At 73.8% G+C, this 24352-nt stretch carries 16 protein-coding genes; 10 read left to right on the top strand and 6 right to left on the bottom strand.

Going from position 1 to position 24352, the window contains the following annotated elements:
- Positions 1 to 21 precede the first annotated feature (21 nt).
- Positions 22 to 1113, bottom strand: a complete 1092-nt coding sequence (locus tag GBN72_RS24225; protein WP_151774007.1) for a winged helix DNA-binding domain-containing protein — start codon at positions 1111 to 1113, stop codon at positions 22 to 24.
- 138 nt (positions 1114 to 1251) lie between these two features.
- On the opposite strand from GBN72_RS24225, the gene GBN72_RS24220 reads away from it, so the two are divergent.
- From GBN72_RS24220 to GBN72_RS24200, 3 genes are all read left to right on the top strand, one after another.
- Positions 1252 to 4455, top strand: a complete 3204-nt coding sequence (locus GBN72_RS24220; RefSeq protein WP_246212827.1) for an acetyl-CoA carboxylase family protein — start codon at positions 1252 to 1254, stop codon at positions 4453 to 4455.
- A gap of 110 nt (positions 4456 to 4565) precedes the next feature.
- Complete coding sequence (locus GBN72_RS35485) at positions 4566 to 6170, top strand: NUDIX hydrolase (RefSeq protein WP_246212825.1); 1605 nt, start codon at positions 4566 to 4568, stop codon at positions 6168 to 6170.
- A gap of 60 nt (positions 6171 to 6230) precedes the next feature.
- Positions 6231 to 6605: a PIN domain-containing protein gene (locus GBN72_RS24200; RefSeq protein WP_151774006.1), complete on the top strand. Its 375-nt coding sequence runs from the start codon at positions 6231 to 6233 to the stop codon at positions 6603 to 6605.
- 91 nt (positions 6606 to 6696) lie between these two features.
- Here GBN72_RS24200 and GBN72_RS24195 read toward each other — a convergent pair whose 3' ends face one another.
- Positions 6697 to 7650, bottom strand: coding sequence for an oxygenase MpaB family protein (locus GBN72_RS24195; protein WP_151774005.1), 954 nt, complete (start codon positions 7648 to 7650; stop codon positions 6697 to 6699).
- A 245-nt stretch (positions 7651 to 7895) separates the two neighbouring features.
- Here GBN72_RS24195 and GBN72_RS24190 point away from each other — a divergent pair, with 245 nt between their 5' ends.
- Both GBN72_RS24190 and GBN72_RS24185 read left to right on the top strand, forming a co-directional pair.
- Entirely contained in the window at positions 7896 to 9782 is a 1887-nt protein-coding gene (locus GBN72_RS24190; protein WP_151774004.1) for an ABC-F family ATP-binding cassette domain-containing protein, read from the top strand.
- 248 nt (positions 9783 to 10030) lie between these two features.
- Positions 10031 to 11476, top strand: coding sequence for a glyceraldehyde-3-phosphate dehydrogenase (locus tag GBN72_RS24185; protein WP_151774003.1), 1446 nt, complete (start codon positions 10031 to 10033; stop codon positions 11474 to 11476).
- Between the two features lie 119 nt (positions 11477 to 11595).
- Here GBN72_RS24185 and GBN72_RS24180 read toward each other — a convergent pair whose 3' ends face one another.
- The gene (locus tag GBN72_RS24180; protein ID WP_151774002.1) at positions 11596 to 13395 is read right to left on the bottom strand and encodes a bifunctional sugar phosphate isomerase/epimerase/4-hydroxyphenylpyruvate dioxygenase family protein; all 1800 of its coding nucleotides are present in this window, start codon (positions 13393 to 13395) and stop codon (positions 11596 to 11598) included.
- Between the two features lie 165 nt (positions 13396 to 13560).
- Positions 13561 to 14490 (bottom strand): shikimate dehydrogenase, encoded by a 930-nt coding sequence (locus tag GBN72_RS24175; protein WP_151774001.1) that lies wholly within the window; start codon positions 14488 to 14490, stop codon positions 13561 to 13563.
- Positions 14491 to 14610: 120 nt separating this feature from the next.
- Here GBN72_RS24175 and GBN72_RS24170 point away from each other — a divergent pair, with 120 nt between their 5' ends.
- The 3 genes from GBN72_RS24170 (at position 14611) to GBN72_RS24160 (ending at position 18553) form a co-directional block, all read left to right on the top strand.
- Positions 14611 to 15264 carry a TetR/AcrR family transcriptional regulator gene (locus tag GBN72_RS24170; RefSeq protein ID WP_151774000.1) on the top strand — a complete coding sequence of 218 codons (654 nt, stop codon included), beginning with the start codon at positions 14611 to 14613 and terminating at the stop codon, positions 15262 to 15264.
- Between the two features lie 200 nt (positions 15265 to 15464).
- The gene (locus tag GBN72_RS24165) at positions 15465 to 16787 is read left to right on the top strand and encodes an MFS transporter (protein WP_151773999.1); all 1323 of its coding nucleotides are present in this window, start codon (positions 15465 to 15467) and stop codon (positions 16785 to 16787) included.
- A gap of 224 nt (positions 16788 to 17011) precedes the next feature.
- On the top strand, positions 17012 to 18553 hold the full coding sequence (locus tag GBN72_RS24160; RefSeq protein ID WP_151773998.1) for an SDR family oxidoreductase: 1542 nt from the start codon (positions 17012 to 17014) through the stop codon (positions 18551 to 18553).
- A 382-nt stretch (positions 18554 to 18935) separates the two neighbouring features.
- On the opposite strand, the gene GBN72_RS24155 is transcribed toward GBN72_RS24160, so the two are convergent.
- Together GBN72_RS24155 and GBN72_RS24150 are read right to left on the bottom strand one after the other, a co-directional pair.
- Positions 18936 to 20411 (bottom strand): pyridoxal phosphate-dependent decarboxylase family protein, encoded by a 1476-nt coding sequence (locus GBN72_RS24155; protein WP_151773997.1) that lies wholly within the window; start codon positions 20409 to 20411, stop codon positions 18936 to 18938.
- Positions 20412 to 20504: 93 nt separating this feature from the next.
- On the bottom strand, positions 20505 to 22334 hold the full coding sequence (locus GBN72_RS24150; RefSeq protein ID WP_151773996.1) for an ABC transporter ATP-binding protein: 1830 nt from the start codon (positions 22332 to 22334) through the stop codon (positions 20505 to 20507).
- Between the two features lie 270 nt (positions 22335 to 22604).
- Here GBN72_RS24150 and GBN72_RS24145 point away from each other — a divergent pair, with 270 nt between their 5' ends.
- Both GBN72_RS24145 and GBN72_RS24140 read left to right on the top strand, forming a co-directional pair.
- The gene (locus tag GBN72_RS24145) at positions 22605 to 23726 is read left to right on the top strand and encodes a YihY/virulence factor BrkB family protein (protein WP_174887189.1); all 1122 of its coding nucleotides are present in this window, start codon (positions 22605 to 22607) and stop codon (positions 23724 to 23726) included.
- 120 nt (positions 23727 to 23846) lie between these two features.
- Positions 23847 to 24266: a CBS domain-containing protein gene (locus GBN72_RS24140; protein ID WP_151773994.1), complete on the top strand. Its 420-nt coding sequence runs from the start codon at positions 23847 to 23849 to the stop codon at positions 24264 to 24266.
- The last annotated feature ends 86 nt before the right edge of the window (positions 24267 to 24352 follow it).

Genomic DNA, 24352 nt, shown 5'->3' with positions numbered 1-24352 from the left:
GCCCCGGCCGGGTCGCCCGGGTCACTCCACGGAGGCGAATCGGATGTCGTGACGGTCCGCGTCGGGCACGGCGAACCGCAGGAGGGCGGCGCCCTCCTCGGCCGTCTCCTGCCGCTCGCGGGGGGTGAGGGGTGAGAACAGCCGTACGGTGAGCACCGCCCTGCCGTCCGCCTCGCGGGCGAGGGACCACAGTCCGCGGACGAATCCGTCGACCAGGACCGCCGGCTCCACCACCAGGTGCCGCCGGCGTTCGGCCGTCATCAGCCGGGCGCGGTCGGCGTGCCCGAGGACGACGTCGTCCAGCAGGGCCAGGAAGCGCACCGGGACGGGCAGCTCCTCCTCCGGCAGCGGCGCGTCGGGAAGGTCGAGCAGTTCCTCGCCGTCCTCTCCCCCGAACTGCCGGAGCCGGGGCCGGAGTCCGTCGACGACCTCGCGCAGCCGGGTCGTCCCGCTCCAGGCCTGGACGTCCCCGACGGTGGCCGGCCCGAAGGCGGCGAGATGGCGCAGCACCAGCCGGGCGGGGTCGGCCTCCGCCGTGAGGGCGCGGCCCAGCCAGTCCTCCGCGAGGGCGAACGGGACGGGCCCGCGCCGTCCCCACAGGCCGGCCGGCGGCGGATGGAGGACCGGCAGCAGCATCTGTGCCGAGCTCGCCAGGGCGACGGGGTCACGCCCCGGCCACCGGCCGGCCAGCGCCCGTCCCAGCTCCGGCCGGGTCGTCGTCCGCCCGGACAGCTCGGACCGGGCGGCCGCCGCCAGTTCCTCGGGGTCGACGCCCGCGGTGAGCCGTCCGAAGGCGCCCTTGCGCCGCACCCGCAGCATCGGTTCCAGGGTGGGCCGCAGCCACAGGTAGTCCTCGGCGGTGACCAGGTGCTGCGTCCCCCGGTGGAGGGTGGCGCGTACCACGGCCCGGACGTCCAGGAGGGTGGCGAGGTCGTCCCTGCGGAAGCCGTCGATCCTGTTCCACAGCCCGATGTAGGGCGGTTCGGGGTCCTGGGCCTGCACTCCGCCCACCTGCTCGATCACGGCCTCCGCGGAGAGTTCGGCCCGCCCGGTGAGCAACTGGCGGGTGAGTGTGGCCCGGTTGAGACGTCGACGGGTCAGGCGTTGCTTCATGCCGGTCAGCCTGCCGGGCCGAGCGGACGGTTTCTGTCCTGAAGGCCGGTGTGACAATTGACGTCGGACCCGCCGGGACGTTGTACGGCCGCACATTGACCCGTCACCGGGGCCCGGCGAGCATGACGGAGCCGGTCGATGACGTCGTTCGTCGCGCGCTGCCGGGCGCGCGGTCTCCTGGGAGTGGGAGCGTTCATGGGTTCTGCCGCCGTACTGGTCGCCAACCGTGGGGAGATCGCGGTGCGGGTGCTGCGCGCGGCGTCCGAACTGGGGTGGCGGACCGTCGCCGCGTACGCCGAGGGTGACGAGGCGCATCTGGTGGCGGCCGACGAGGCGGTGCCGGTGCCCGGGGGCTATCTCGACGCGGCCGGGCTGGTGGCGGCGGCGCTGCGCAGCGGCTGCGGTTTCGTGCATCCGGGGTACGGGTTCCTCAGCGAGGACGCGGGCTTCGCGCGCCGGTGCCTGGCGGCGGACCTGGTGTTCGTGGGGCCGTCGCCCAAGGTGCTGGACGTGTTCGGCGACAAGGTGCGGGCGCGGCGGCTGGCCGCGGAGGAGGGGGTGCCGGTGCTGCCCGGCACCGACGGCGCGGACGGCGCGGCGGGCGTCGGGGAGGCGCGGGCCCTGCTGGCGGGCGGCCCGGTGATGGTCAAGGCGGTCGGTGGCGGCGGTGGGCGGGGCATGCGGGTGGTGCGGCGCGCCGAGGAACTGGACGAGGCGTGGGAGCGGTGCCGTTCGGAGGCACGGCAGGGCTTCGGCCGCGAGGAGGTGTACGCGGAACGGCTGTTGGAGGGCTCCCGGCACGTCGAGGTGCAGGTGTTGGGGGACACCACCGGTGCGGTGACCCACCTCTGGGACCGGGACTGCACCACCCAGCGGCGCCGCCAGAAGCTCATCGAGACGGCGCCCGCGCCCGGACTCCCCCCGGCCCTGCGGAAGTCGGTCCGCGACGCAGCGCTGCGGCTGGCCCGCACGACCCGGTGTGCGGGGCTGGTCACCTTCGAGTTCCTGGTGCGCGGCAAGGAGTTCTACTTCATCGAGGCCAACCCGCGTCTGCAGGTGGAGCACACGGTCACCGAGGAGGTGACCGGGGTGGACCTGGTGGCCGCGCAACTGCGGCTGGCGGCCGGGGAGACGCTGGCCGGTCTGGGGCTGTCCGGACCGCCGCCCGAGCCGCGCGGGTTCGCGGTGCAGGCGCGGGTCTACGCGGAGGCGACGGGCCCGGACGGCACGGCCCGCCCGTCCGCGGGCCGCCTCACGCGCTTCGACCTGCCCTCCGGCCCCGGGGTCCGGGTCGACACGGCGCTGCGGGCCGGCGTAGAGGTCGGGGTGCGGCACGACCCGCTGCTCGCCAAGGTGGTGGCGCACGTCCCGTCGGGGTCGGTGGAGGGGGCCTGCGCGCGGGCCCGCCGGGCACTGGGCGAGTTCACCGTCGAGGGGGTGCGCACGGGCGTCCCGCTGCTGCGGGCCGTCCTCGCGGAACCCGCGTTCTGGACCGGCCCGGACGTGGTGGAACGTTGCGCGCGGGCTCTCGGCGCGGCGGTGCCGGAAGGGTCTGCGGAGGTGGTACCCGGCGCGGACGGCAGACACGGCGCGGACGGCGCGGTGACCGCGCCGATGAGCGCGACGGTGGTGCAGGTGGACGCCGTGCCGGGTGAGGAGGTGCGGGCGGGGCGGCGGTTGCTGGTGCTGGAGGCGATGAAGATGGAGCACGTGGTCGCCGCCCCGTGCGCCGGCCGGCTGCTGGACCTGCGGGTGAGGCCCGGCGACACGGTGGCCGAGGGTGCCGTGCTGGCGCTGCTGGAGCCCACCGGAACGGAGACCGACGCCGCGCGGGAGCAGGAGCCGGCCGCCCTGGACGAGGTGCGCCCCGACCTCGCGGAGGCGATCCGCCTCCACGCCTTCGGCCTGGACGAGAACCGGCCCGAGGCGGTGGCGGGACGGCACGCGCAGGGTCGCAGGACGGCCCGCGAGAACATCGCCGACCTGTGCGACGAGGGCACCTTCGCCGAGTCCGGCGCGCTGGCCCTGGCCGCGCAGCGGCGGCGGCGCACCCTGGACGACCTGGTCCGCTCCACCCCGGCGGACGGCATGGTGACCGGCACCGGGCGGATCGACGGCCGGACGTGCGTGGTGATGTCGTACGACTACACGGTGCTGGCCGGGACGCAGGGCATGAACAACCACCGCAAGACGGACCGCATGCTGGAGCTGGCCGGCCGGCGGCGGCTGCCCGTCGTCCTGTTCGCCGAGGGCGGCGGCGGGCGGCCGGGGGACACCGACTCGACGGCGGTGGCGGGCCTGAACGTGACCACCTTCCACAGCATGGGCCGGCTCAGCGGCCGGGTGCCCCTGGTGGGCATCGCCTCGGGCCGCTGCTTCGCCGGGAACGCGGCCCTGCTGGGCTGCTGCGACGTCGTGATCGCGACGCCGGAGGCCACCATCGGCATGGGCGGCCCGGCGATGATCGAGGGCGGCGGACTCGGGAGGTACCGCCCTGAGGAGGTCGGTCCGCTCTCGGTCCAGGTGCCGAACGGGGTGGTCGCCGTCGCCGTCGCCGACGAGGCGGAGGCGGTCCGGACCGCCCGCCGCTACCTGTCCTACTTCCGGGGGCCGGCCGACGACTGGGCGGCCCCGGAGGCCCGGGGGCTGCGACGGGTGGTGCCGGAGAACCGGCGCCGGGCCTACGACGTCCGCGCGGCGGTGCGCGGTCTGGCGGACACCGGTTCGGTGCTGGAGCTGCGCCCCGAGTACGGGGTGGGCATCCTGACCTGCCTGGTGCGGGTGGAAGGACGGCCGCTGGGGCTCCTGGCGAGCAACCCGGGCCACCTGGGCGGCGCGATCGACCGCGACGCGGCGGACAAGGCGGCCGGTTTCCTCCAGTTGTGCGACGCCTTCGGGCTGCCCGTCGTGTCGCTCTGCGACACCCCGGGGTTCATGGTCGGTCCCGACGCCGAACGCACCGCCACCGTGCGGCACTTCTCCCGGCTGTTCGTCGTCGGCGCCCGGCTGCGGGTGCCGTTGGTGGGTCTGGTGCTGCGCAAGGCGTACGGGCTGGGCGCGATGGCGATGCTGAGCGGCTCCACCCGGGCTCCGGTGGCGACCGCCGCCTGGCCGAGCGGGGAGTTCGGCGGGATGGGCCTGGAGGGAGCGGTCCGGCTGGGCTTCCGGCGGGAGCTGGAGGCGATCGCGGACCCGGCCGAGCGGGCGCGGGCCTTCGAGGCGCGGGTGGCCGAACTCCACGAGCAGGGAAAGGCGGTGAACGCGGCGGCCGCGCTGGAGATCGACGCAGTGATCGACCCGGCCGACTCGCGGTCCTGGATCCTCTCGGCGCTCGACGGATGAGAACGTCCGAAACCAGCCGTTACGCACGGTCACTCGCGTCGTTGCTCTGTGTGAGCACACATTCGTTCGAAGCGAGGAGGCGGTATGCGGCGTCCGGTGGAGGATTCTCCGTGACGGTGACCCAGCCCGCGGCCGATCCGGCCGACCTCTCGGCATATCTGGCCGTACACCCCGCGCCGGTGATGGCGGCGGACGCGCTGATCCGCGACGAGGCCGGTCGCATCCTGCTCGTCGACCCCTCCTACAAGGAGGGCTGGGACCTGCCCGGCGGCATGGTCGACGACGAGGAACCGGTGGCGGCCCTGGAGCGCGAGCTGCACGAGGAGCTCGGCGTCCGGGGCGCGCGCGTCGGGCGGCTGCTGGCGGTCGACAGCATGCCCAAGGAGGTGTACGGCCGCTCCCAGGTCGCCTGTGTCTACGCGGTGCACCCGCGCGGCCCGCTGCCGCTGGAGGAACTGTCCCTGCAGCGCGAGGAGTTGCGCGCTGCCGAGTACGTCCCCGAGCGGGAGGCGCTGAGCAGGCTGCCGGAGCCGTTGCGCCCCCGGGTGGCGGCCGCGTTGCGGGCGTCGCTGGGCTCGCACACCGCGCAGTTGCGCCAGGGCCGGGCCGTACCGGTGGACCTGCGGGACCACTTCGCGCTGCTGCCGTCACCGATGATGGCGGCGGCCGCCCTGATCACCGACGGGCGGGGCCGGGTGCTGGTGGCCGAGCACTCCTACGACCACGGCGGCGGCTCCCCCTACGGCCTGCCCGGCGGGATGGTCCACGCGCAGGAGTCGCCGCGCCGGGGCGCGGCCCGGGAACTGGCGGAGGAGCTGGGGCTGACCGGGGTGCCGGTGGGCCGGCTGGTCGCCGTGGACAGCACCCCGGCCCGCAGCTACGGGCGGGCCCTGGACGTCCACGTCTTCACGGTGGGACCGCTGAGCGACGAACAGGCGGCGTCGATCGGGTTCCCGGACGGCGAGATCGTCGCCGTGCACTGGCTCCCTCCGGACGAGGCGCTCGCCCTGCTCCCGGTCCAGATCGGCAACCGTCTCCGGTACGGGCTGCGGGCGCTGGCCGCGGGGACGGTCGCGCATCTCGAGGGCGGTCTCCCCCAGCCCGGTTCCCCGGTGGGCGTCCCCGTGTCCCGGCGGCCGCCGCCCGGCTCCGCCTCCGCCGAGGAGCCGGACACCGCTGCGCACGTGGACGGCCGCGCGGTGCGGGCCAAGGCGTTCACGGCCGCGGCCGTGCTGCTGACCGATGCCGCGGGCCGGGTGGTGCTGGTCCGGGCGGCGCGGGACCAGGACCGCGCCGCGGAGAGGGACTCGGACGGGGACTCGGACTGGGTGCTGCCCGGCGTCGCGGTGGACAGCGACGTCGGGGAGAGCCCGCGCGAGGCCGCCCGTCGCGCGGTGCGGGAGCGGCTGGGGCTGGAGTCCCAGGATCCGGTGGGGCGGCTGCTCGCCGTCGACTGGTGCCCGTCCAGGCCCGCCGGAGGTGCCGGAGCCCGCTTCCCCGCGGAGGCGCTGTACGTCTACGACGGCGGGGTCCTCGACGACGCGGAGGCGCGCCTCGGCGCCGGGCCCGGTCCGTGGCGGGCGGTGCCGGCCCGGGACCTCGGCGGACTCGCCCGCGGCGCTGCCGCCGCGGCGCGCGTCAGGGCCTGTCTGGCCGCCCGTGAGCGGGGCACCGGGGCCGTCGAGCTGACGGCCGGGCACCCGGTGGAGGGCTGAATGGCGCCGACTGCCCGGGGCGGCTGGTCAAGGACGGTCCCGACCTGGGAGAGTTGGCGGATGCTTCTGGATCCGGAGAAAGCGATGTTCGTGCCCGGCGCAACGCCGCTGCTGCTGCTCAGCGGTGCGCCGTTCCACGAGGCCCTGCCGCCGCTCGCGACCGAGGACCGGTCGCTGCCCACCTGCGAGGGGTGGAGCATCTTCCCCAAGCACACCCTGTGCGTGGTGGACGGCCCCGGCGAACACGGCGCGGTCATCCCCTCCATCGCCGCGCTGGTGCTGGGCGAGGCCGACATGAACGCCTGGTGCGGTGACGCGGCGCGGGCGGGCGGCGCGGTCGTCCTCTCCGTGGAGCGGCTTCCGGAGGTCGTCGACGTCCCGGCGCTGATGAACGGAGCGCCCACCCGGGGCGGCTTCATGGCTCTCACCGCCTGACCGCGGCGGACGACGGGCCCCGGAGCCGACGGGGGCCCCGGAGCGGGCTCCGGTGTGTCCGCGGTGCTGCCGTCGTCGGGGGCTCCGCGGGTCACCGGGGGTTCCGCGGGGGTACGTGCGGCGCGGACGCCGGGGTGGACGACTGCTCCGGGACGACGGCCCGCCGCTCCGGCGTCTCGTCGTTCAGCGGCTCGAGCGGCCGGGAGTGAGCCCAGTGCGGGCCGAGGTCGTCGAGGGTCCACCCGAAGGGGTAGGTGCGCGCCCTGGGCTTCTTCGGGAACCGTTCCGGCCGGGCGGGCAGCAGCCGCAGCAGCGCGGCCCGTGTCCGCAGGGCGCGGTGGGTCGCGCCCCGCAGCAGGCGCGGTTCCGCGGGCAGGCCGAGCGCCTCCAGCAGGGGCTCGTCCATCACGGCGATCGCCACCCGGGTGGCGGTCCGGCGTAAGGGGGCGGGGTACCAGGAGGCGAAGATCCGCAGGGTGGCGGCCGCCACCCTGCGGTTGGCGGGGTCGTAGGCGAACATCTCCCGCTCGTAGTCGTCGTGGAGGCGCTCGAAGCCGGCGTAGGTGTCGGGCACGCCGGTGATGCCCATCATCGAGCCCATCCGGTGTCCCACCAGCGCCAGGCTCTCGGCCTCCTGCTCGCACAGCGGCCGCTTCCCGTACCGGTCGATCCAGCGTTTCGGCCCGACCACGGTGGTCGCCAGGACGTAGAGGAAGTCCTCGTTGGGGATGCGGTAGCGGCCGTGGATGCGGTTCAGGTGGCGGGCCGCGGCCCGGCCGTGTTCCGAGTCCAGACCGTCGCGGACCATCTCGTAGGCGACCAGGACGGTGTCGTCGTACCGCTTCTGCCCGGCCCGTTCGAACTCCTGGGTGCGGTCGAGGAGCCGGGAGATGCGGGGGACGCCGTAGTCGCGCAGGAAGGCGAACGACGTCCCGTGGAGGTAGTCGTCGGGGAACTCGTAGTGGGTGATCCAGTGGTAGATCTGCTCGAAGTCCCGCCGGGGGTCCATCTGCCGGATCCGCCGCAGCCGACGTCCGCCGCCCATGCGCCATCACTCCCCGCCACCGTGTGTGTACACCCCCGCGAGTCGGAGATACAAAAACTATCGATGTGTTTCACAAGACGCGTCAAGACGCCGGCGGTAGACTGAACGGGTGATCAAGGTCTACTACCACTACATCTGAGTTCCGCCCGGGGAGTCCCGGCCGGCGGCCCGTCGCGGCGCCGTGCCGGCCGTCGCGCTCCCCCGCCGTCCGATCACACCTTCCTTCTTCCGATACGGCGGAACTCATGCGCATTTCCACGCACTCGGGCATCGTGATGCCCTCCGACGGATCCGGCCCCGGTGGCACTCCCGGGACCGCGGCCTTCCAGCTGGTGCTGGACGATCTGACCCTCTCCCCGGGCGGCCGCGTCCTGCTCGACGGCGTGCGGCAGTCGGTCGCGCCCGGCGAGCGCGTCGGCGTCGTCGGCGAGAACGGTTCGGGAAAGTCCACCCTGCTGCGGGTGGTGGCCGGACTGGAGCCGCCCGCCGAGGGCGAGGTCCGCCTCCGGGCGCCCGGAGGCGTCGGCCACCTGCCGCAGGTCCCGGACCTGCCGCCCGAGGACACCGTCCAGGACGCCGTGGATCACGCGCTGGCCGGCCTGCGGGCGCTGGAGCACTCCCTGCGGGAGACCGAGCGGGCGCTGTCGGCCGCCGGTCCGGAGGAGACCGGTCCACTGCTGGCCGCCTACGGCGACCTCATGGAGGCGTTCGAGGCGCGGGATGGCTATGCCGCCGACGCCCGCGTGGCGGCGGCGATGCACGGCCTGGGGCTGGCCCGGATCACCCCCGGCCGCCGCCTGGGCAGCCTCTCCGGCGGCGAACAGGCGCGCCTCGGCCTGGCCTGCGTGCTGGCGGCGTCGCCGCAGTTGCTGCTGCTGGACGAACCGACCAACCACCTCGACGCCTCTGCCCTGGAGTGGCTCGAGGAGCGGCTGCGGTCCCACCGGGGTGCGGTGGTGGTGATCTCGCACGACCGGCTGTTCCTGGAACGGGTGGCGTCCGCGCTGTGGGAGGTGGACGCCGAGCGGCGCACGCTCCACCGCCACGGCGGCGGCTACGCCGGGTACCTGCGGGCCAGGACGGCGGCGCGGCGGCGGTGGGAGCGGGACCACCGGGACTGGCTGTCGGAACTGGCCGAACAGCGGGAACTGGCCGGGCGCGCGGCGGACCGGATGGCCTCGGGGGCGCGGCGGGGGGCCACGGCGGAGCGCTCGAACCAGCGCCATCAGCGCAGCGTCGAACGGCAGATCTCCGCGCGGATCCGCAACGCCAAGGAGCGGCTGCGGCGGCTGGAGGAGAACCCGGTTCCCCGCCCGCCGGAGCCGCTGCGTTTCCGCACGCCGGCGACGGCGGCCCCGGCCGCGCGTGGGTCGGCCGCCGACGGCACCCCCGGCGCGACCGGCCCGGCCGGCCCCGGCGCGGCCGGCGCGACCGGACCGCAAGGGGCACACGTGCCCGGGCTGCAACAGCCACATGGGCCGCAAGGATCGCAAGGCTCAGCAGGATCGCCAGGCCCGGCAGGTGCGGCAGGTGCGGCAGGCCCGCAAGGAGACGAGGAGGCCGTGGCCGTCCTGTCGGACGTGGCGGTCGGCGAGCGCCTGGACGTCGAGGCCTTCTCGGTCGCGCCGGGGGAACGGGTCCTGGTCACCGGGCCGAACGGCGCGGGCAAGAGCACCCTGCTGGCCGTGCTGGCCGGGGGCCTGACGCCCGGCCGGGGAGCCTGCCGGCGGACGCCGCGGACCGCCTGGCTGCCGCAGGAGACGGTGCTCGCGCACCCGGGACGGAGCCTGCTGGCCGCCTACGCCGAGGGGCTGCCCGGGACGCCGGAGGAGCACCGCGAGGCACTGCTCGCCCTGGGGCTCTTCGAGCCGTCGGCCCTCGCCACCGCGGTCGGTGATCTCTCGGTGGGCCAGGCGCGGCGACTGGGCCTGGCCCGGGTGCTGCGGGAACCGGCCGACCTGCTGCTGCTGGACGAGCCCACCAACCACCTCTCCCCCGGCCTGGTGGAGGACCTGGAGGAGGCGCTGGCCGCGTGGCCCGGCGCGCTGGTGGTCGTCTCCCACGACCGCATGTTCACCCGCCGGTTCACCGGCCGCCGGGTGCGGCTGGAGTCGGGCCGCCTCGCGGAGTGAGGCGCGGGGGCACGGGGGCGCGGGGGCGCGGGGGCGCGGGGCCGCTGGAGCACGGGGTGGGCGAGCGCGTGATCGTGCGCACACGCAGCGGTCACCTGACCGGCATCCGAAAAGGGATGGATCGCCGCGAACCGGGGCGACTTCGGCCCCCGCGCGCCCACCGCACCCCCCGGCGGCGGCCCCGGCTTGATCGACCATACTTCGAGATGGTTAACATGTGAGCGCCGCCTAGCTCGAAAGATGGACCTGTGACTGTCACCGAGGACTCGTTCACCAACTGGAAGAACCGCGAGGAGATCGCGGAGTCGATGATCCCGATCATCGGGAAGCTGCACCGGGAGCGGGACGTCACGGTCCTGGTCCACAGTCGCTCCCTGGTGAACAAGTCGGTCATCAGCATCCTCAAGACCCACCGCTTCGCCCGGCAGATCGTCGGCGGGGAGCTGTCGGTCGTCGAGACGATGCCGTTCCTTCAGGCCCTGACCACGCTGGACCTCGGGCCCTCTCAGATCGACATCGGCATGCTGGCGGTGGCCCACAAGGCCGACGACCGCGGTCTGTCGGTCGAGGAGTTCACCGCCGAGGCCGTCGCCGGCGCCACCGGCGCCCACAAGATCGAGCGTCGCGAGGGCCGCGACGTGGTCCTCTACGGCTTCGGCCGGATCGGCCGCCTGCTGGCCCGCCTGCTCATCGAGAAGGCCGGTTCCGGCAACGGCCTGCGCCTGAAGGCGATCGTGGTCCGCAACGGCGGTGGCGGTGACCTGGTCAAGCGCGCCTCGCTGCTGCGCCGCGACTCGATCCACGGTCAGTTCCAGGGCACCATCACCGTGGACGAGGCCAACAACCGGATCATCGCCAACGGCCACACGATCCAGGTGATCTACTCCGACTCGCCCGAGTCGGTGGACTACACCGAGTACGGCATCCGGAACGCCATCCTCATCGACAACACCGGCAAGTGGCGCGACCGCGAGGGCCTCTCCCAGCACCTGCGCCCCGGCGTCGACAAGGTCGTGCTGACCGCTCCGGGCAAGGGCGACGTCCCCAACATCGTCCACGGCGTCAACCACGACATGATCAAGCCGGACGAGAACATCATCTCCTGCGCCTCCTGCACGACCAACGCGATCGTGCCGCCGCTGAAGGCGATGGAGGACGAGTACGGCGTCCTGCGCGGGCACGTGGAGACCATCCACTCGTTCACCAACGACCAGAACCTGCTGGACAACTACCACAAGGGCGACCGTCGTGGCCGCTCCGCGCCGCTGAACATGGTCATCACCGAGACCGGCGCCGCCTCCGCCGTGGCGAAAGCGCTGCCCGACCTCGAGGCGACCATCACCGGCAGCTCGATCCGCGTCCCCACCCCGGACGTCTCGATCGCCATCCTCAACCTGCAGCTGAAGCGGGAGACGAGCCGCGCCGAGGTCCTGGAGTACCTGCGCGAGGTGTCGCTGACCTCGCCGCTGAAGCGCCAGATCGACTTCATCAGCGCCCCCGACGCGGTCTCCAGCGACTTCATCGGCTCGCGTCACGCCTCGATCGTCGACGCCGGCGCCACCAAGGTCGAGGGCGACAACGCGATCCTGTACCTCTGGTACGACAACGAGTTCGGCTACTCCTGCCAGGTGGTCCGGGTCGTGCAGCAGGTCTCGGGCGTCGAGTACCCGACGTTCCCGGCCCCGGCGGTCTGATCCGCCGCGGCAAGGGCCGCGACGGGTGTGCCCCGGGTGACGTCATGTCACCCGGGGCACACCCGTCTCCGGCGCCCGGTCGCCCGCGCCGGGTCGCCCGCGCCGACCCCCGCTTCCGGTCAGCCGCGTCCGCCGCGCTGGGCCGCCATCCGCACCGGGGCGTTCCGCGCCCCGTACCCCCGGTAGCCGCCGTCCCGCTGGACCAGCTCGAAGAAGACCCGGCCCACGGTGCGCGTGTAGCAGTGCCGGAACCCGCCCCGCTCGTCCCGGTCGTAGAGGATGCCGAGCTCGCGGAAGGTCTCCAGCTCCTCGTCCGGCAGGTCGTACAGGGCGGCGAGGTCGTCGTGGTAGTTGCCGGGGACGGCGAGCAGTTCCCCGCCGGCCTCCCGGAAGCGGCGGGCGGCCAGGACGACGTCGTCGGTGGCGAGCGCGATGTGCTGGAGACGGTCGCCGTCGTCGGTGGGGGCGGGGCCGACGCCCAGGGCGATGCGCACGCGGCCGTCGGCGTCGGTGACCGCGCGGCTGCGGAACAGCCCGTACGGCTCCGCCACGTCCACGCTCTCCTGGGCGCCCAGACCCAGCACGCTGCGGTGGAACAGGGCGGCTTCGTCGAACTGGTGCCAGGGCTGGGTGAGCGCGAGGTGGTCGACGCGCCGCGGGCCGCCGGCCGGGACCGCGGCCGGATCCTCCGCCCGCGGTCCCGGGGCGAAGTCGCTCCGCCAGTCGCGCGATCCGGGCCGTCCGGTGGCGCAGAAGAACAGCTCGGTGCCGTCCGGCGCGGCCACCGCGTCCAGTTCGGCGTCGTGGGCGGCACGACGGCGGGGCAGCACCGGTGCCAGCAGGGCCTCGGCGCGGCGGGCGGCCCCGGCCGGGTCCGGCGACTCCAGCCCGACGGCGGCGATCCGGGTCCCGCCGCGCGGCACCGCGGGCCCGGTGTTGACCAGGATCCGCGCCTCGCCCTGCTCCCACAGGTCCACCGGCTTGGAGCGGTGCCTGGCCGTGCGGGCGAAGCCGAGCGCGGTCAGGGTGGCGCCGAGCGGTTCGGCGTCCGGGGTGACCAGTTCGGCGAAGGCCACACCGGTGGGCACCACGCGGGGCGGGAGTTCGTCGATGCCCGCCTGCTCCTGGAGGACCAGCAGCGACCGTCGGGCGTCCACGGCGGTGGGCCCGGCCTCGGCCTGCCGGAACACGTCGTTGAAGACCTCCAGGGAGAGCGGCCCCCGGTAGCCCGTCCGCATCACGTGGCGCACCAGCCCGGCGACGTCGAACCCGCCCTGGCCCGGGAAGCAGCGGTAGTGGCGGCTCCACTGGAGGACGTCCATCGCGAGCAGCGGGGCGTCGGCGAGCTGGAGGAAGAAGATCTTCTCTCCCGGGATGTCCTCGATGCCCCGGGGGTCGGAGCCCCGGGAGAGGATGTGGAAGCTGTCCAGGCAGGTGCCGAGCGCGGGGTGGGCGGCGGCCTCGACGATCCGCCAGGCGTGGTCGTAGGTGTTGACGTGCCGTCCCCAGGCCAGCGCCTCGTAGGCGACGCGGACACCGAACTCCTGCGCGTTGTCCGCGAGTTCACTCAGCTGGGCGGCGGCCAGCGCGTCGTCGTCCCGGGCGAGCGGGGACACGCTGGAGCAGACCAGCACGGTGTCGGCGCCCAGACGGCGCATCAGGTCGAACTTGTGGCGGGCGCGGCGGAGGTTGCGGGCGAACTCCTCGGGCGGCACCGCCTCGATGTCCCGCATCGGCTGGTACAGCTCGATGCGCAGCCCGAGGTCGGCGCACCGGTCCCTGATCTCCTCCGGGGTGAGCGGACTGGCCAGCAGGTCGTTCTCGAAGATCTCCACACCGTCGAATCCGGCGCGGGAGGCGGCGGTGAGCTTTTCGGTGAGCGAGCCGCTGAGGGAGACGGTGGCGATGGAGGTGCGCACGGCGTGGGGGCTCCTTGCTGTTCGAGGAACACGGCTGGTCAGGAACACGGCTGGTCAGGAACAAGGCTGGTCGGGGGTCACGGCTGGTCGGGGATCACGGCCGCTCGAGGGGCACGGTCGCTCGGCGGGGGAACGGGCGCACCGCCGTCGAGGCCGCGCCGCCGCTCAGCCCCGGGCGCCGGCCGTGCCCGCGAGGCCGGCGAAGTCCGCCAGCATGCGCCCGGCGTCCGGCTCCCGCCCGGTGAAGAGCCGGAAGGCGTCCACGGCCTGGAAGACGGCCATGCCGCCGCCGTCCAGGGTGGCGCAGCCGGCCGCCTCGGCGGCCCGCAGCAGTTCCGTCCGCAGCGGGCGGTAGACCACCTCGGCCACCCACAGGCCGGGGTGGAGGAGCGCGGCGGGGAACGGCAGGCCGGGGTGGTGGGCCATGCCGGTGGGGGTGGCGTGCACGACGCCGTCGGCCCGGGCGAGCAGGCGCGCCAGGGATTCCGCGCCGTGGGGCGCGGCGGCGGCGCGGTCCGGCCCGAAGTGCCCGGCCAGCGCGGCGGCGAGCGCCTCGGCACGCTCCGCGAACGCGTCCACCACGGTGATCCGGCCGGCCCCGAGGGTGAGCAGGGCGTGGGCCACGGCGGCTCCCGCTCCTCCGGCGCCGACCTGGACCACGTGCTCCAGGGGCGCGTCCGGCAAGCCTCTGGCGAAGGAGGCGGCGAAACCGGTGACGTCGGTGTTGTGGCCGACGGCGCGGCCGTCCTCGAAGACCACGGTGTTGACCGCCCCGAGCGCCTCGGCCTGCGGCGAGAGCGCGTCGAGGTGCTCGACGACCAGTTGTTTGCAGGGGTGGGTGATGTTCAGCCCGTCGAAGCCGAGGTCCCGTGCGGCGCGGGTCAGGCGGCCCACCTCCGCGGGCGCGATCCCGAGGACGTCGATGTCGAGGAGACGGTAGAGGTAGCGCAGCCCTTGGCGGTCGGCCTCCCCCTGGTGGAGCGCGGGACTCAGCGACGGACCGATCCCCGATCCGATCAGTCCCACCAGATACGAGTCCTTGGCGTCCTTGGCCACGTCACGGCTCCCTAATGTACGAACTAGTACGTTACTCATATCAGCAAGGCCGGGCGCGACGGAAGCCCTCGAACCGGCTTGCGGAGGCGGCTTCTAGAATCGCGCTGACCTCTCCGGCCGCAGTCGGGCCGGCCGCGACGAGCACTCCGAGGACCCGCATTGACCAGCGTCGACAAGCCCGCACGGAACAACGGCCGGGTACGGGACGCCGCCCGCACCCAGGCCGAGATCCTCGACGTGGCGACCGAGGAGTTCGCCCGGGCGGGCTACGCGGGGGCCCGGGTGGACGAGATCGCCGCCCGCACCCGCACCACCAAGCGGATGATCTATTACTACTTCGGCGGCAAGGAGCAGCTGTTCACCGCCGTGCTGGAACGCGCCTACGCGGTGATCCGGGAGGCCGAACAGGACCTGGACGTCGACGGCCTCGACCCGGTCGCGGCGATCCGGCGGCTGTGCGAGGTGACCTTCGACCACCACGAGCAGCACCCGGACTTCATCCGCCTGGTGAGCATCGAGAACATCCACGAGGCCGAGCACATCATCTCCTCCGAGCGGCTCTCCCGCATGGGCTCGCCGGCGCTGGACGTGATCGGCCGCATCCTCGCCGCCGGCCGCTCGGCCGGCGTCTTCCGCGGCGACGTGGACGCGGTGGACCTGCACGCCATGATCAGTTCCTTCTGCTTCTTCCGGGTCTCCAACCGGTATACGTTCGGCGCCCTGTTCGGTCATGACCTGGTGGCTCCGGAGCGGCGCGAGCACCACCGGGCGATGCTGTGCGACATGGTCGTCGCCTATCTGACGGCCGGCTGACCCGGCGGGCGGTCGCCGCCGAAGCCCGGGACGCGGTCTCTTGACACCCGAGTCACCTCGGCGCAACATCACTGCCCATCGCTACTAACTACCCAGTGGGTTAATTAGCGACGTCCCCGTTTCCGCCTGCTTTCTCCTGCTTTTGCCCGCTGTCCGACCGCTGTCCGCCTGCTGTCGCCGTTCGCCGAAGGAGCACGCCCGTGTCCGTCCCCGCCGCCCCGCCCGAGACACCCACGGCACAGCCGAGGAAGGCGGCCGCCGCCGCCTGGATCGGCAGCGCGCTGGAGTACTACGACTTCTTCATCTACGGCAGCGCGGCCGCCCTGATCTTCCCGAAGGTCTTCTTCGACGAGTCCGATCCGGCGACCGCGACGCTGCTCTCGCTGGCCTCGTTCGGTGTCGCCTACGCGGCGCGGCCGATCGGCGCCCTCTTCCTCGGGCACTACGGCGACCGGCTGGGCCGCAAGAAGATCATGGTGTTCACCCTGTTCCTGATGGGCGTCTCCACCTTCCTGATCGGCTGTCTGCCCACCTACGGGCAGGTGGGCGTCCTCGCCCCGACGCTGCTGGTGCTCTGCCGGGTGCTGCAGGGCATATCCGCGGCCGGGGAGCAGGCCAGCGCGAGTTCCATGACGCTCGAACACGCGCCGTCGGAGCGGCGCGGCTTCTTCACCAGCTTCACCCTCAGCGGGACGCAGGGCGGTCAGCTGATCGCGACCCTGGTCTTCATCCCGGTCGCCGCGCTGCCGGAGGAGCAGCTGATGAGCTGGGGCTGGCGGGTGCCGTTCTGGCTCAGCGTGGCGGTGATGGCGGTGGGTCACGTCATCCGGCGCCGCCTGGACGAGACGCCCGCGTTCGCCGAGCAGGCCGCGTCCGGGGGTGTGGCGAAGATGCCGCTCGCCGTGCTGATGCGCGACCACTGGCAGGACGTGCTGCGGGTGGTGGCGGGTGCGCTGGTGGCCTCGGTGTCCACCATCTTCACCGTGTGGGCGCTGTCCTACGCGACCAGCGACGCGGTGGGGATGTCCCGTACCGGCATGCTGTGGGTGGCGGCGCTCGCCAACGCGGTGGCGCTGGGCGCGATCCCGCTGTGGGCCTCGCTGTCGGACCGGATCGGGCGGCGGCCGGTGTACCTGATCGGCGCGGTGGGCAGCCCGGTCCTGATGTTCGCCTACCTGTGGGCCATCTCCACCGGCTCGTTCCCGCTGGTCCTGGTGCTGGGCATCCTGCTCTTCGGTGTGGTCTACAGCGCGGCCAACGGCATCTGGCCGGCCTTCTACGGCGAGATGTTCTCCACCCGGGTGCGGCTCTCCGGCATGGCGATCGGCACGCAGATCGGCTTCGCCGTGGCGGGCTTCGCGGTCACCTTCGCGGCGGAGTTCGCCGGGCCGGAGGGCGACGACTGGTCCGCGGTGGCCCTCTTCACCGCCGTGCTCTGCCTGGGTCCGCTGGTGGCGGGACTCACCGCCCGGGAGACGGCCAAGGTGCCGACGGAACGGCTGGGGGAACGCCTGGCGGCGTGATCGGCGCACGACGGGGCGGGCCGGCCGGCGCCAGAGCGCGGTCGGGCCCGCCTCCGGCGTGTCCGGTCCCCCTTCACGCGGGCCGCCGGTTCGCGCGGGCCGTGCCGGCCGGGGGCAGGTGGCCGACCCGGCCGCCCCGCTCGCGATGCGGGCCGGGCCGGGGCGCGGGATTCTGGTGGCGGGCGGGCTCGGGACCGCGGCGTGAGGAGGACGGAGCGTGGGAGATGGGTGAGGACGGCGGCGGGAACGCCGCGCCGCTGCACTGCCTGGTGACCGGGGCGACGGGGTACATCGGCGGGCGCCTGGTGCCCGAACTGCTCGCCGCCGGACACCGGGTGCGCTGCCTGGCCCGCTCCCCCGGCAAGCTCCGCGACCACCCCTGGGCGGGTGACGTCGAGGTGGTCGAGGGGGACGTCACCGACGCGGACTCGACCGGCCGGGCCATGCGGGGCGTCGACGTGGCGTACTACCTGGTGCACGCCCTGGGGACCGGCCGCGACTTCGAGGACACCGACCGCCGGGCCGCGCGCGTCTTCGGCGAGCAGGCACGCGCCGCCGGTGTCCGGCGCATCGTCTACCTGGGCGGTCTCACCCCGGCCGGCGTGCCCGAGGAGCAACTGTCGCCCCATCTGCGCTCCCGTGCCGAGGTGGGCCGCATCCTGCTGGCGTCGGGCGTGCCGACCGCCGTGCTGCGGGCGGCCGTGATCATCGGCTCCGGATCGGCCTCCTTCGAGATGCTGCGCTATCTGACCGAACGCCTTCCTGTCATGGTCACCCCGAGCTGGGTGCGGACCCGGATCCAGCCCGTCGCCGTCCGCGACGTGCTGCGGCTGCTGGTGGGGTGCGCCCGGCTTCCCGGGGACGTCGCCCGCACCTTCGACATCGGCGGGCCGGACGTCCTGACGTACCGGGACATGATGCGGGGCTACGCCCGGGTGGCGGGCCTGCCGCACCGTCTGATCGTGCCGGTGCCGGTGCTCACGCCCCGGCTGTCCAGCTACTGGGTCGGCCTGGTGACGCCGGTGCCCGCGTCGATCGCCAAACCGCTGACCGAGTCGCTGCGCCATGAAGTGGTGTGCCGCGAGCACGACATCCGGCGGTACGTTCCGGACCCGCCGGGCGGCCCGGTCAGTTTCGAGGACGCGGTGCGTCTGGCGCTGCGCAACGTCCGGGAGGCGCGGGTCGCCACCCGCTGGTCGAGCGCGGCGGTGCCGGGCGCGGCCAGCGACCCGCTGCCGACCGACCCGGAGTGGGCGGGCGGCAGCCTGTACACCGACCGGCGGGAGCGGAGCGTGGACGCCACGCCCGAGGCGCTGTGGCGGGTGGTGGAGGGCATCGGGGGCGAGAACGGCTGGTACTCGTTCCCGCTGGCCTGGTCGGTGCGCGGGCTGCTGGACCGGCTGGCGGGCGGAGTCGGCCTGCGCCGCGGCAGACGGGACGCGGCGCGGCTGCGGGCCGGGGACTCGCTGGACTTCTGGCGGGTCGAGGAGATCGACCGGGGCCGGCTGCTGCGGCTGCGCGCCGAGATGCGGCTGCCGGGCCTCGCCTGGCTGGAGCTGTCCGTGGACACCGGGCCGGACGGCCGGACCCGTTACCGGCAGCGGGCCCTGTTCCACCCGCACGGGCTGCTGGGCCACGCGTACTGGTGGGGTGTGTCGCCGTTCCACGCGGTGGTCTTCGGCGGCATGGCCCGCAACATCGCCCGTGCGGCGGAACGTGGCGGCACCGCTCCCCGGGACCTCCGCCCACGGCGCCGACGCCGCTGAGCACGGCCCGGCCCCGCCGCCGGGGTCCCGCGGGCCTCGGCGGCGGGTGACGGCTGCGTCTGCCGGCGTGCCGGGCGGCGGCCCCGTCGGTCACCGGCCGGTGACCGGCCGGTGACCGGCCGTCCGGGCAGGTCCGCCGGGAACACCGGACCGCGGGCACCCGGAGGTGAGCGAACCCCGACGGCAGGGCCGTCGGTGGCCTGCTCCCCGGCGGCGTGGGCCGCCGACGCCGTCCGTGCGCCACGGCGAGCCGGGCGGCTGGTGCCGCGTTCGCCCCGGCGGTCCGTCGATGCCCTGTGGCGTCCGTGCCCCACGGCGACAACGCGCCACGGCGTCCGTGCCCCACGGCGACAGCGCGCCGCGGTGTCGGCGCGCCGCGGTGTCAGTGCCGGTAGAGCCTGCCGATGACCTCCGGCAGCAGCCGTTCCGCCAGGGCCGGCGGCATCGCCTGGAGCACGGCGAGGACCGGCGCGGTCCGCTCCGGCAGGGTGCCGTCGTCGCCGACCCCGGCCACCGCCAGCGCGAGGGCGACCTCCTCCTCCCCCAGTGCCTCCGGGTCCAGCGTGGCCGCGAGGGCGGCGATGTCCGGGTCCACGACCGCGGGGCCCACCGCGCGCGCCCGGCCGGCGGCCTTCTCGAGTTCGGCGAGCAGTTCCCGCGTCGTGTGCTCGTCGGCGGCGGCCGCCGTCACGGTGAGGTGCAGGTTGGCCGGGGAGCTGCCCCGGGCCGGCTGCGGCTGGAGGTACCAGCCGGCCGTCCTCATCTCGTCGGCCAGCACGAACGGGTCCAGGGCGGGGTCGTCGGAGGCGACGGCGAGCAGGGAGGCCCGGGGCCGCCCCAGCACCCGCAGGCCGTCGATCGCCGCGACGCCCTCCGCGAGCCGGGCCGTCGCCGCGTGGACGCGCCGCGCGAGTTCGGTGTAGCCGTCGGTGCCGATGTGCTCCAGCACCGCCCAGGCGCCGGCCAGCGGCGCCGCCGAACGGGTGCCCTGCAGCGTGGGGTTGACCACCGGATAGCCGGGCCATCCGGCCTGCGCGAACCAGCCGTGGCGCCGCAGCTCCGCGTCGCGGAACAGCAGCACCGAGGCGCCCTTGGGGGTGTACCCGTACTTGTGCAGGTCCGCCGAGACCGAGGTGACGCCGGGGACCGACAGGTCGAACGCGGGGAGTTCCGGGGCGTCCGGGGCGAGCCGGAGGTGGCCGAGGTACCAGCCGCCGATGCAGGCGTCGACGTGGCAGAGCACCCCGCGCGCCGCGGCCGCGGCGGCGACGCCGGCGACCGGGTCGATCACCCCGTGCGGATAGGACGGCGCGGAGACGACCACCAGGGCGGTGCGATCGGTGATCGCCGCGGCCATGTCCTCGGTGCGGACCTCGAAGGTCAGCGGGTCGACCGGAACCTCCACCACCCGCAGTCCGAAGAGGTGCGCGGCCTTGTGGAAGGCGGCGTGGGCGGTGGCCGGCAGCACCAGTTCGGCGCCCTCCCGCAGCCCCCGGGTCCGGCGGGCGTGCTCCCGCGCCGTCAGCACGGCGAGCATGCAGCTCTCGGTTCCCCCGCTGGTGAACACGCCGGCGGTGCGCCCGTCGCCGCCGAGCAGCCGGGCGGCCCGCCCGACCACCTCGTTCTCCAGGGTGACGACGCTGGGGAAGACGGTCATGTCCAGGCCGTTGACCCCGGCCACCCTGGCCTGGGCGGCAGCGGCCAGTGCCTCCGGCCCGTCCAGTCCGGAGTCGTAGACGTAGGCCATGGTGCGTCCGCCGCGGACCGGGAGATCGGCGGTGCGCAGGGCGTCGAGGCGGGCGAGGATGCCGGCCGGGGTGCGGGCCGGGGTGCGGGCAGGCTGATCAGACACTGACATGGGCGAAACGTAGAACACGCGGTCCACGGCGGGCCAGCCCCCGGAGGGCCCCCGCCGCGCCCCCACCACCGTGGAGGAGCGGCGGGCGCCGCGTCAGGCCGGGTTGTCGGCCCAGGCCGGGTCGTCGTCCTCGAGGAAGCCGCCCGACTGGTGCTCCCACAGCTTGGCGTAGACGCCACCGGTGGCGAGGAGTTCGTGGTGGGCGCCCTGCTCGATGATCCGTCCGCGGTCGAGGACCACCAGGCGGTCCATGCCGGCGACGGTGCTGAGCCGGTGGGCCACCACCAGGGCGGTCCGGCCCTCCATGAGCCGCCAGAGCGCCTCCTGGATGAGGATCTCGCTCTCCGAGTCGAGGGCGCTGGTGGCCTCGTCGAGCAGCAGGACCGGTGCGTCGCGCAGGATGGCCCGGGCGAGGGCGACCCGCTGGCGCTGCCCTCCGGAGAGTTTGACGCCCCGTTCGCCGACCATGGTCTCGAACCCCTCGGGCAGCGCGTCGGCGAACTCGGTGACGTGCGCGGCCTCCGCAGCGCGGCGGATCTCGGCGTCGGTGGCCCCGGGCCTGGCGAAGGCGATGTTCTCCTTGAGGGTGCGGTGGAACATCGCCGGCTCCTGCGGGACGTAGGCGATCATGCTGCGCAGATCGGCCTGGCGGAGCCTGCTGATGTCCTGACCGCCGATCAGGATGCGACCGCCGTCGATGTCCGTCATGCGCAGCAGCAGCCGGGTCAGGGTGGTCTTGCCGCCGCCGGAGCGGCCGACCAGACCGATCTTGGCCCCGCCCGGTACCGCCAGTTCCAGGTCCTCGAAGAGCGGCTTGCCGCCTCCGTGGGAGAAGGTCACCCGCTCGAAGCGGACGTCGGCCCCGTCGGCCCGCAGCGGCTCGGGCTCCGGCGGGTCGAGCACGGTCGGCGGCGCCAGCAGCAGCTCGGTGAACTGGGCGGCCTCCGTCATCGAGCTCTCCAGGCGACGGTAGATCTGGTTGAACTCGAACATGATCCGGGTCGCGTTGGTGTAGTAGGTGAAGGCGACGACGACCGCCTCCACGCTGTGCGTGCCGCCGCCGAGCGACACGGCGAGCAGCAGGCCGAGCAGGTTGGTGGCGACGGACATGGGCGCGATCAGCGTGTCGATGCGCAGGTTCCCGAAGTCCCAGGACCGCAGGCTGAGGCGGCGTGACTCGGCGACGCGTGAACGGTGTTCGGCGGCCTCGCGCCGCTCGGCGGCGAACGCGCGGACGGTCTCCATGTTCATCAGGCTGTCGGCCACGTGCCCGGAGACCCGGGCAATGGCCTCCTCGCGCCGTGCGACGAGCTTCTGCCGCCGCCGGATCAGCGGCACCACGCAGACGGCCGTCACCGCGAGCATGGTGAGCAGGCCGACGACGAGCAGCGGGTCGTAGTTCCACAGGACCACGGAGCCGAAGGCGAGCGGCACGAAGTTGCCCATGATGTTGAAGGTGAGGGTGTCGGCGAACTCCTCGAAGCGGGTGGCGAAGCTGAGGACCCGCTTGGTGAGCGATCCGGCGAAGTTGTCGTGGAAGAACGCCGCGTCCTTGGCGTAGAGCTCGTCCATGCCGACGACGTAGAGGTGCTCGATGCCGTAGGCGTCGAGGCGGTTGAGGCAGTGCAGGCCGAGGCGCCACAGGGCTTCGGCGAACAGCAGCACGCCGGCGAAGCCGAGGACGTAGGGGAGCGCGGACTCGAACGCTCCCTCGCCGCCGGGGTTCTCGTCACCGGCGACCTGGCCGATCAGCTTGGCGACGATCAGGGGGGCGACGTAGTAGAGGCCGATGTTGCCCAGTGCCGGCAGCAGCAGGGCGGGCACGGTGAAGCGTCGGAGCCGGGCCAGTTCCCGGCCGTAGTGGCGGAGTGCGAGGAGTACGGGTCCCTTGCGCGGACCCTCGCGTTTCTCAGGCGATTCCATGTGTGTGCGCCTAGGGGTCGTGGTGCGCCCGGGCCGGACATTTGGGGTGAACCCGGGAGGGGAAGTCTCGCGTGGCGCGGTTCGCCCCGTCCAAGCGTTTTTTTCGGCCGCCGTCGGAGGCAGAACGGCGGGGCGGACACGGGCGGCGCGTGAGGGCCGGGCGGCGCGTGGCGGCCGGGCTGCGGACGGACCCGGCATCAGGAGTCCCCCGTACGGCGGACCGGGCGGACCCGAGTGCGTATCCGCGGGCGCCGAGGATACCCGGCGTTCATGGCGAAAATGCATCTTCCAGGTAGCGGCGACCACGGCGACGGCGACGCCGACCGCGGTGAGCGCCCCGTCGGACCGTCCGGGTCCCGCGGGCATCACCGCGGCGACGAGGACACCGGCGCGCAGACGTTCGGTCCCTCCCCCTCGGTGGAGCGCAACGCCCCGGACAGTCCGACCGACCTTCCCAAGCCCCGCTGGGGCAAGGTCCTCAAGGGAGCCCTCAAGGAGTTCAAGGACGACGAACTCACCGACCGCGCGGCGGCGCTGACCTACTACGCGGTGCTCTCGCTCTTCCCCGCGCTGCTGGTGCTGGTCTCGCTGCTGGGCATCATGGGCCAGGACGCCACCGACCGGGTGATGGACAACGTCACCAAGCTGGCCCCGGGCCCCGCCCGGGACATCATCACCCAGGCCGTGGAGCAGTTGCAGGGCGGCGCGGGGATCGGCTCGATCATGGCGGTCGTCGGTCTGGTGCTGGCGATCTGGTCGGCGTCCGGATATGTCGCGGGCTTCATCCGCGCCGCCAACGCCGTGTACGACATCCCGGAAGGGCGGCCGGTGTGGAAGGTCCTGCCGGTGCGGGTCGGCATCACCGTGGTGCTGATGGTGATGACGGCGGCGAGCGCGGTCATCGTGGTCTTCACCGGCGGCGTGGCCCGCGAGGTCGGCACCACCCTCGGCATCGGCGACACGGCCCTGACCGTGTGGTCGATCGCGAAGTGGCCCGTGCTGGTCCTCCTGGTCACGCTGATGATCGCGATCCTCTACTGGGCGGCGCCGAACGCCAAGGTCAAGGGGTTCCGGTGGATCACCCCCGGCAGTTTCCTGGCCCTGTTCCTCTGGATGCTCGCCTCGGCCGGTTTCGCCTTCTACGTGGCGAACTTCGGCTCGTACAACAAGACCTACGGGACGATGGCCGGTGTGGTGATCTTCCTGATCTGGCTCTGGATCACCAATCTCGCCATCCTGCTGGGCCTGGAGTTCGACGCGGAGACGGTCCGCCAGCGCGCCATCTCCGGCGGCCACCCGCCGGAGGAGGAGCCGTACACCCAGCCCCGCGACACCACCGCGTGGGACGAGGAGGACCGGCGGCGCATGGAGGACGGCGGGTACACCGGGTGACGCCCGGGCACGGCCGGTGACCCCTCGTGCCGGAATGCCGAAGTCCGGTTTGTTCTGCCCACCACGGAAACCCGAGGAGACGGAGAAAGCGCGCACAGACCTTCGAGGAGGAGTGACGACATGACGACGGCCAAGGACATCATGCACCCCGGCGCCCAGTGGATCCCCGCCGGCGAGACGCTGGACCGGGCGGCCCAGTTGATGCGGGAGCTCGACGTCGGAGCGCTGCCGGTCGCCGGCGAGGACGAGCGGATGCAGGGCATCATCACGGACCGCGACATCGTGGTGAAGTGCGTGGCCTCGGGCCACGACCCGTCCAAGGTCACCTGCGCCGACCTCACGGAGGGCACGCCGCGCTGGGTGGACGCCTCCGCGGACGTCGACGAGGTGCTCCAGGAGATGCGGGAGCACCAGATCAAGCGGCTTCCGGTGATCGAGAACAAGCGGCTGGTCGGCATGATCAGCGAGGCGGACCTGGCGCACCACCTGACGGACGACAAGCTCGCCGACTTCGTGGAGAGCGTGTACTCGCGCCCCTGACGACGCCGGACGGCACGATGCCCGCCCCCTCCCTGCCGGAGGGGGCGGGCATCGCCGTCGGCGGTGTCCGTCGGCGAGGCCCGTCG

Source organism: Streptomyces abyssomicinicus (genome assembly GCF_008974245.1).
GTDB lineage: Bacteria > Actinomycetota > Actinomycetes > Streptomycetales > Streptomycetaceae > Streptomyces > Streptomyces abyssomicinicus.
The sequence above is the reverse complement of the archived record's forward strand: the minus strand, read 5'-3'. Positions and strand labels throughout refer to the sequence as shown.

What these genes read in the sequence shown, in the direction of transcription:
- GBN72_RS24155 (WP_151773997.1), bottom strand. Translation starts at nt 20,411, where the DNA reads ATGTCAGTGTCTGATCAGCCTGCCCGCACCCCGGCCCGCACCCCGGCC.
- GBN72_RS24225 (WP_151774007.1), bottom strand. Translation starts at nt 1,113, where the DNA reads ATGAAGCAACGCCTGACCCGTCGACGTCTCAACCGGGCCACACTCACC.
- GBN72_RS24175 (WP_151774001.1), bottom strand. Translation starts at nt 14,490, where the DNA reads ATGAGTAACGTACTAGTTCGTACATTAGGGAGCCGTGACGTGGCCAAG.
- GBN72_RS24140 (WP_151773994.1), top strand. Translation starts at nt 23,847, where the DNA reads ATGACGACGGCCAAGGACATCATGCACCCCGGCGCCCAGTGGATCCCC.
- GBN72_RS24145 (WP_174887189.1), top strand. Translation starts at nt 22,605, where the DNA reads ATGGCGAAAATGCATCTTCCAGGTAGCGGCGACCACGGCGACGGCGAC.
- GBN72_RS24190 (WP_151774004.1), top strand. Translation starts at nt 7,896, where the DNA reads ATGCGCATTTCCACGCACTCGGGCATCGTGATGCCCTCCGACGGATCC.
- GBN72_RS24220 (WP_246212827.1), top strand. Translation starts at nt 1,252, where the DNA reads ATGACGTCGTTCGTCGCGCGCTGCCGGGCGCGCGGTCTCCTGGGAGTG.
- GBN72_RS24150 (WP_151773996.1), bottom strand. Translation starts at nt 22,334, where the DNA reads ATGGAATCGCCTGAGAAACGCGAGGGTCCGCGCAAGGGACCCGTACTC.
- GBN72_RS24160 (WP_151773998.1), top strand. Translation starts at nt 17,012, where the DNA reads ATGGGTGAGGACGGCGGCGGGAACGCCGCGCCGCTGCACTGCCTGGTG.
- GBN72_RS24195 (WP_151774005.1), bottom strand. Translation starts at nt 7,650, where the DNA reads ATGGGCGGCGGACGTCGGCTGCGGCGGATCCGGCAGATGGACCCCCGG.
- GBN72_RS24200 (WP_151774006.1), top strand. Translation starts at nt 6,231, where the DNA reads ATGCTTCTGGATCCGGAGAAAGCGATGTTCGTGCCCGGCGCAACGCCG.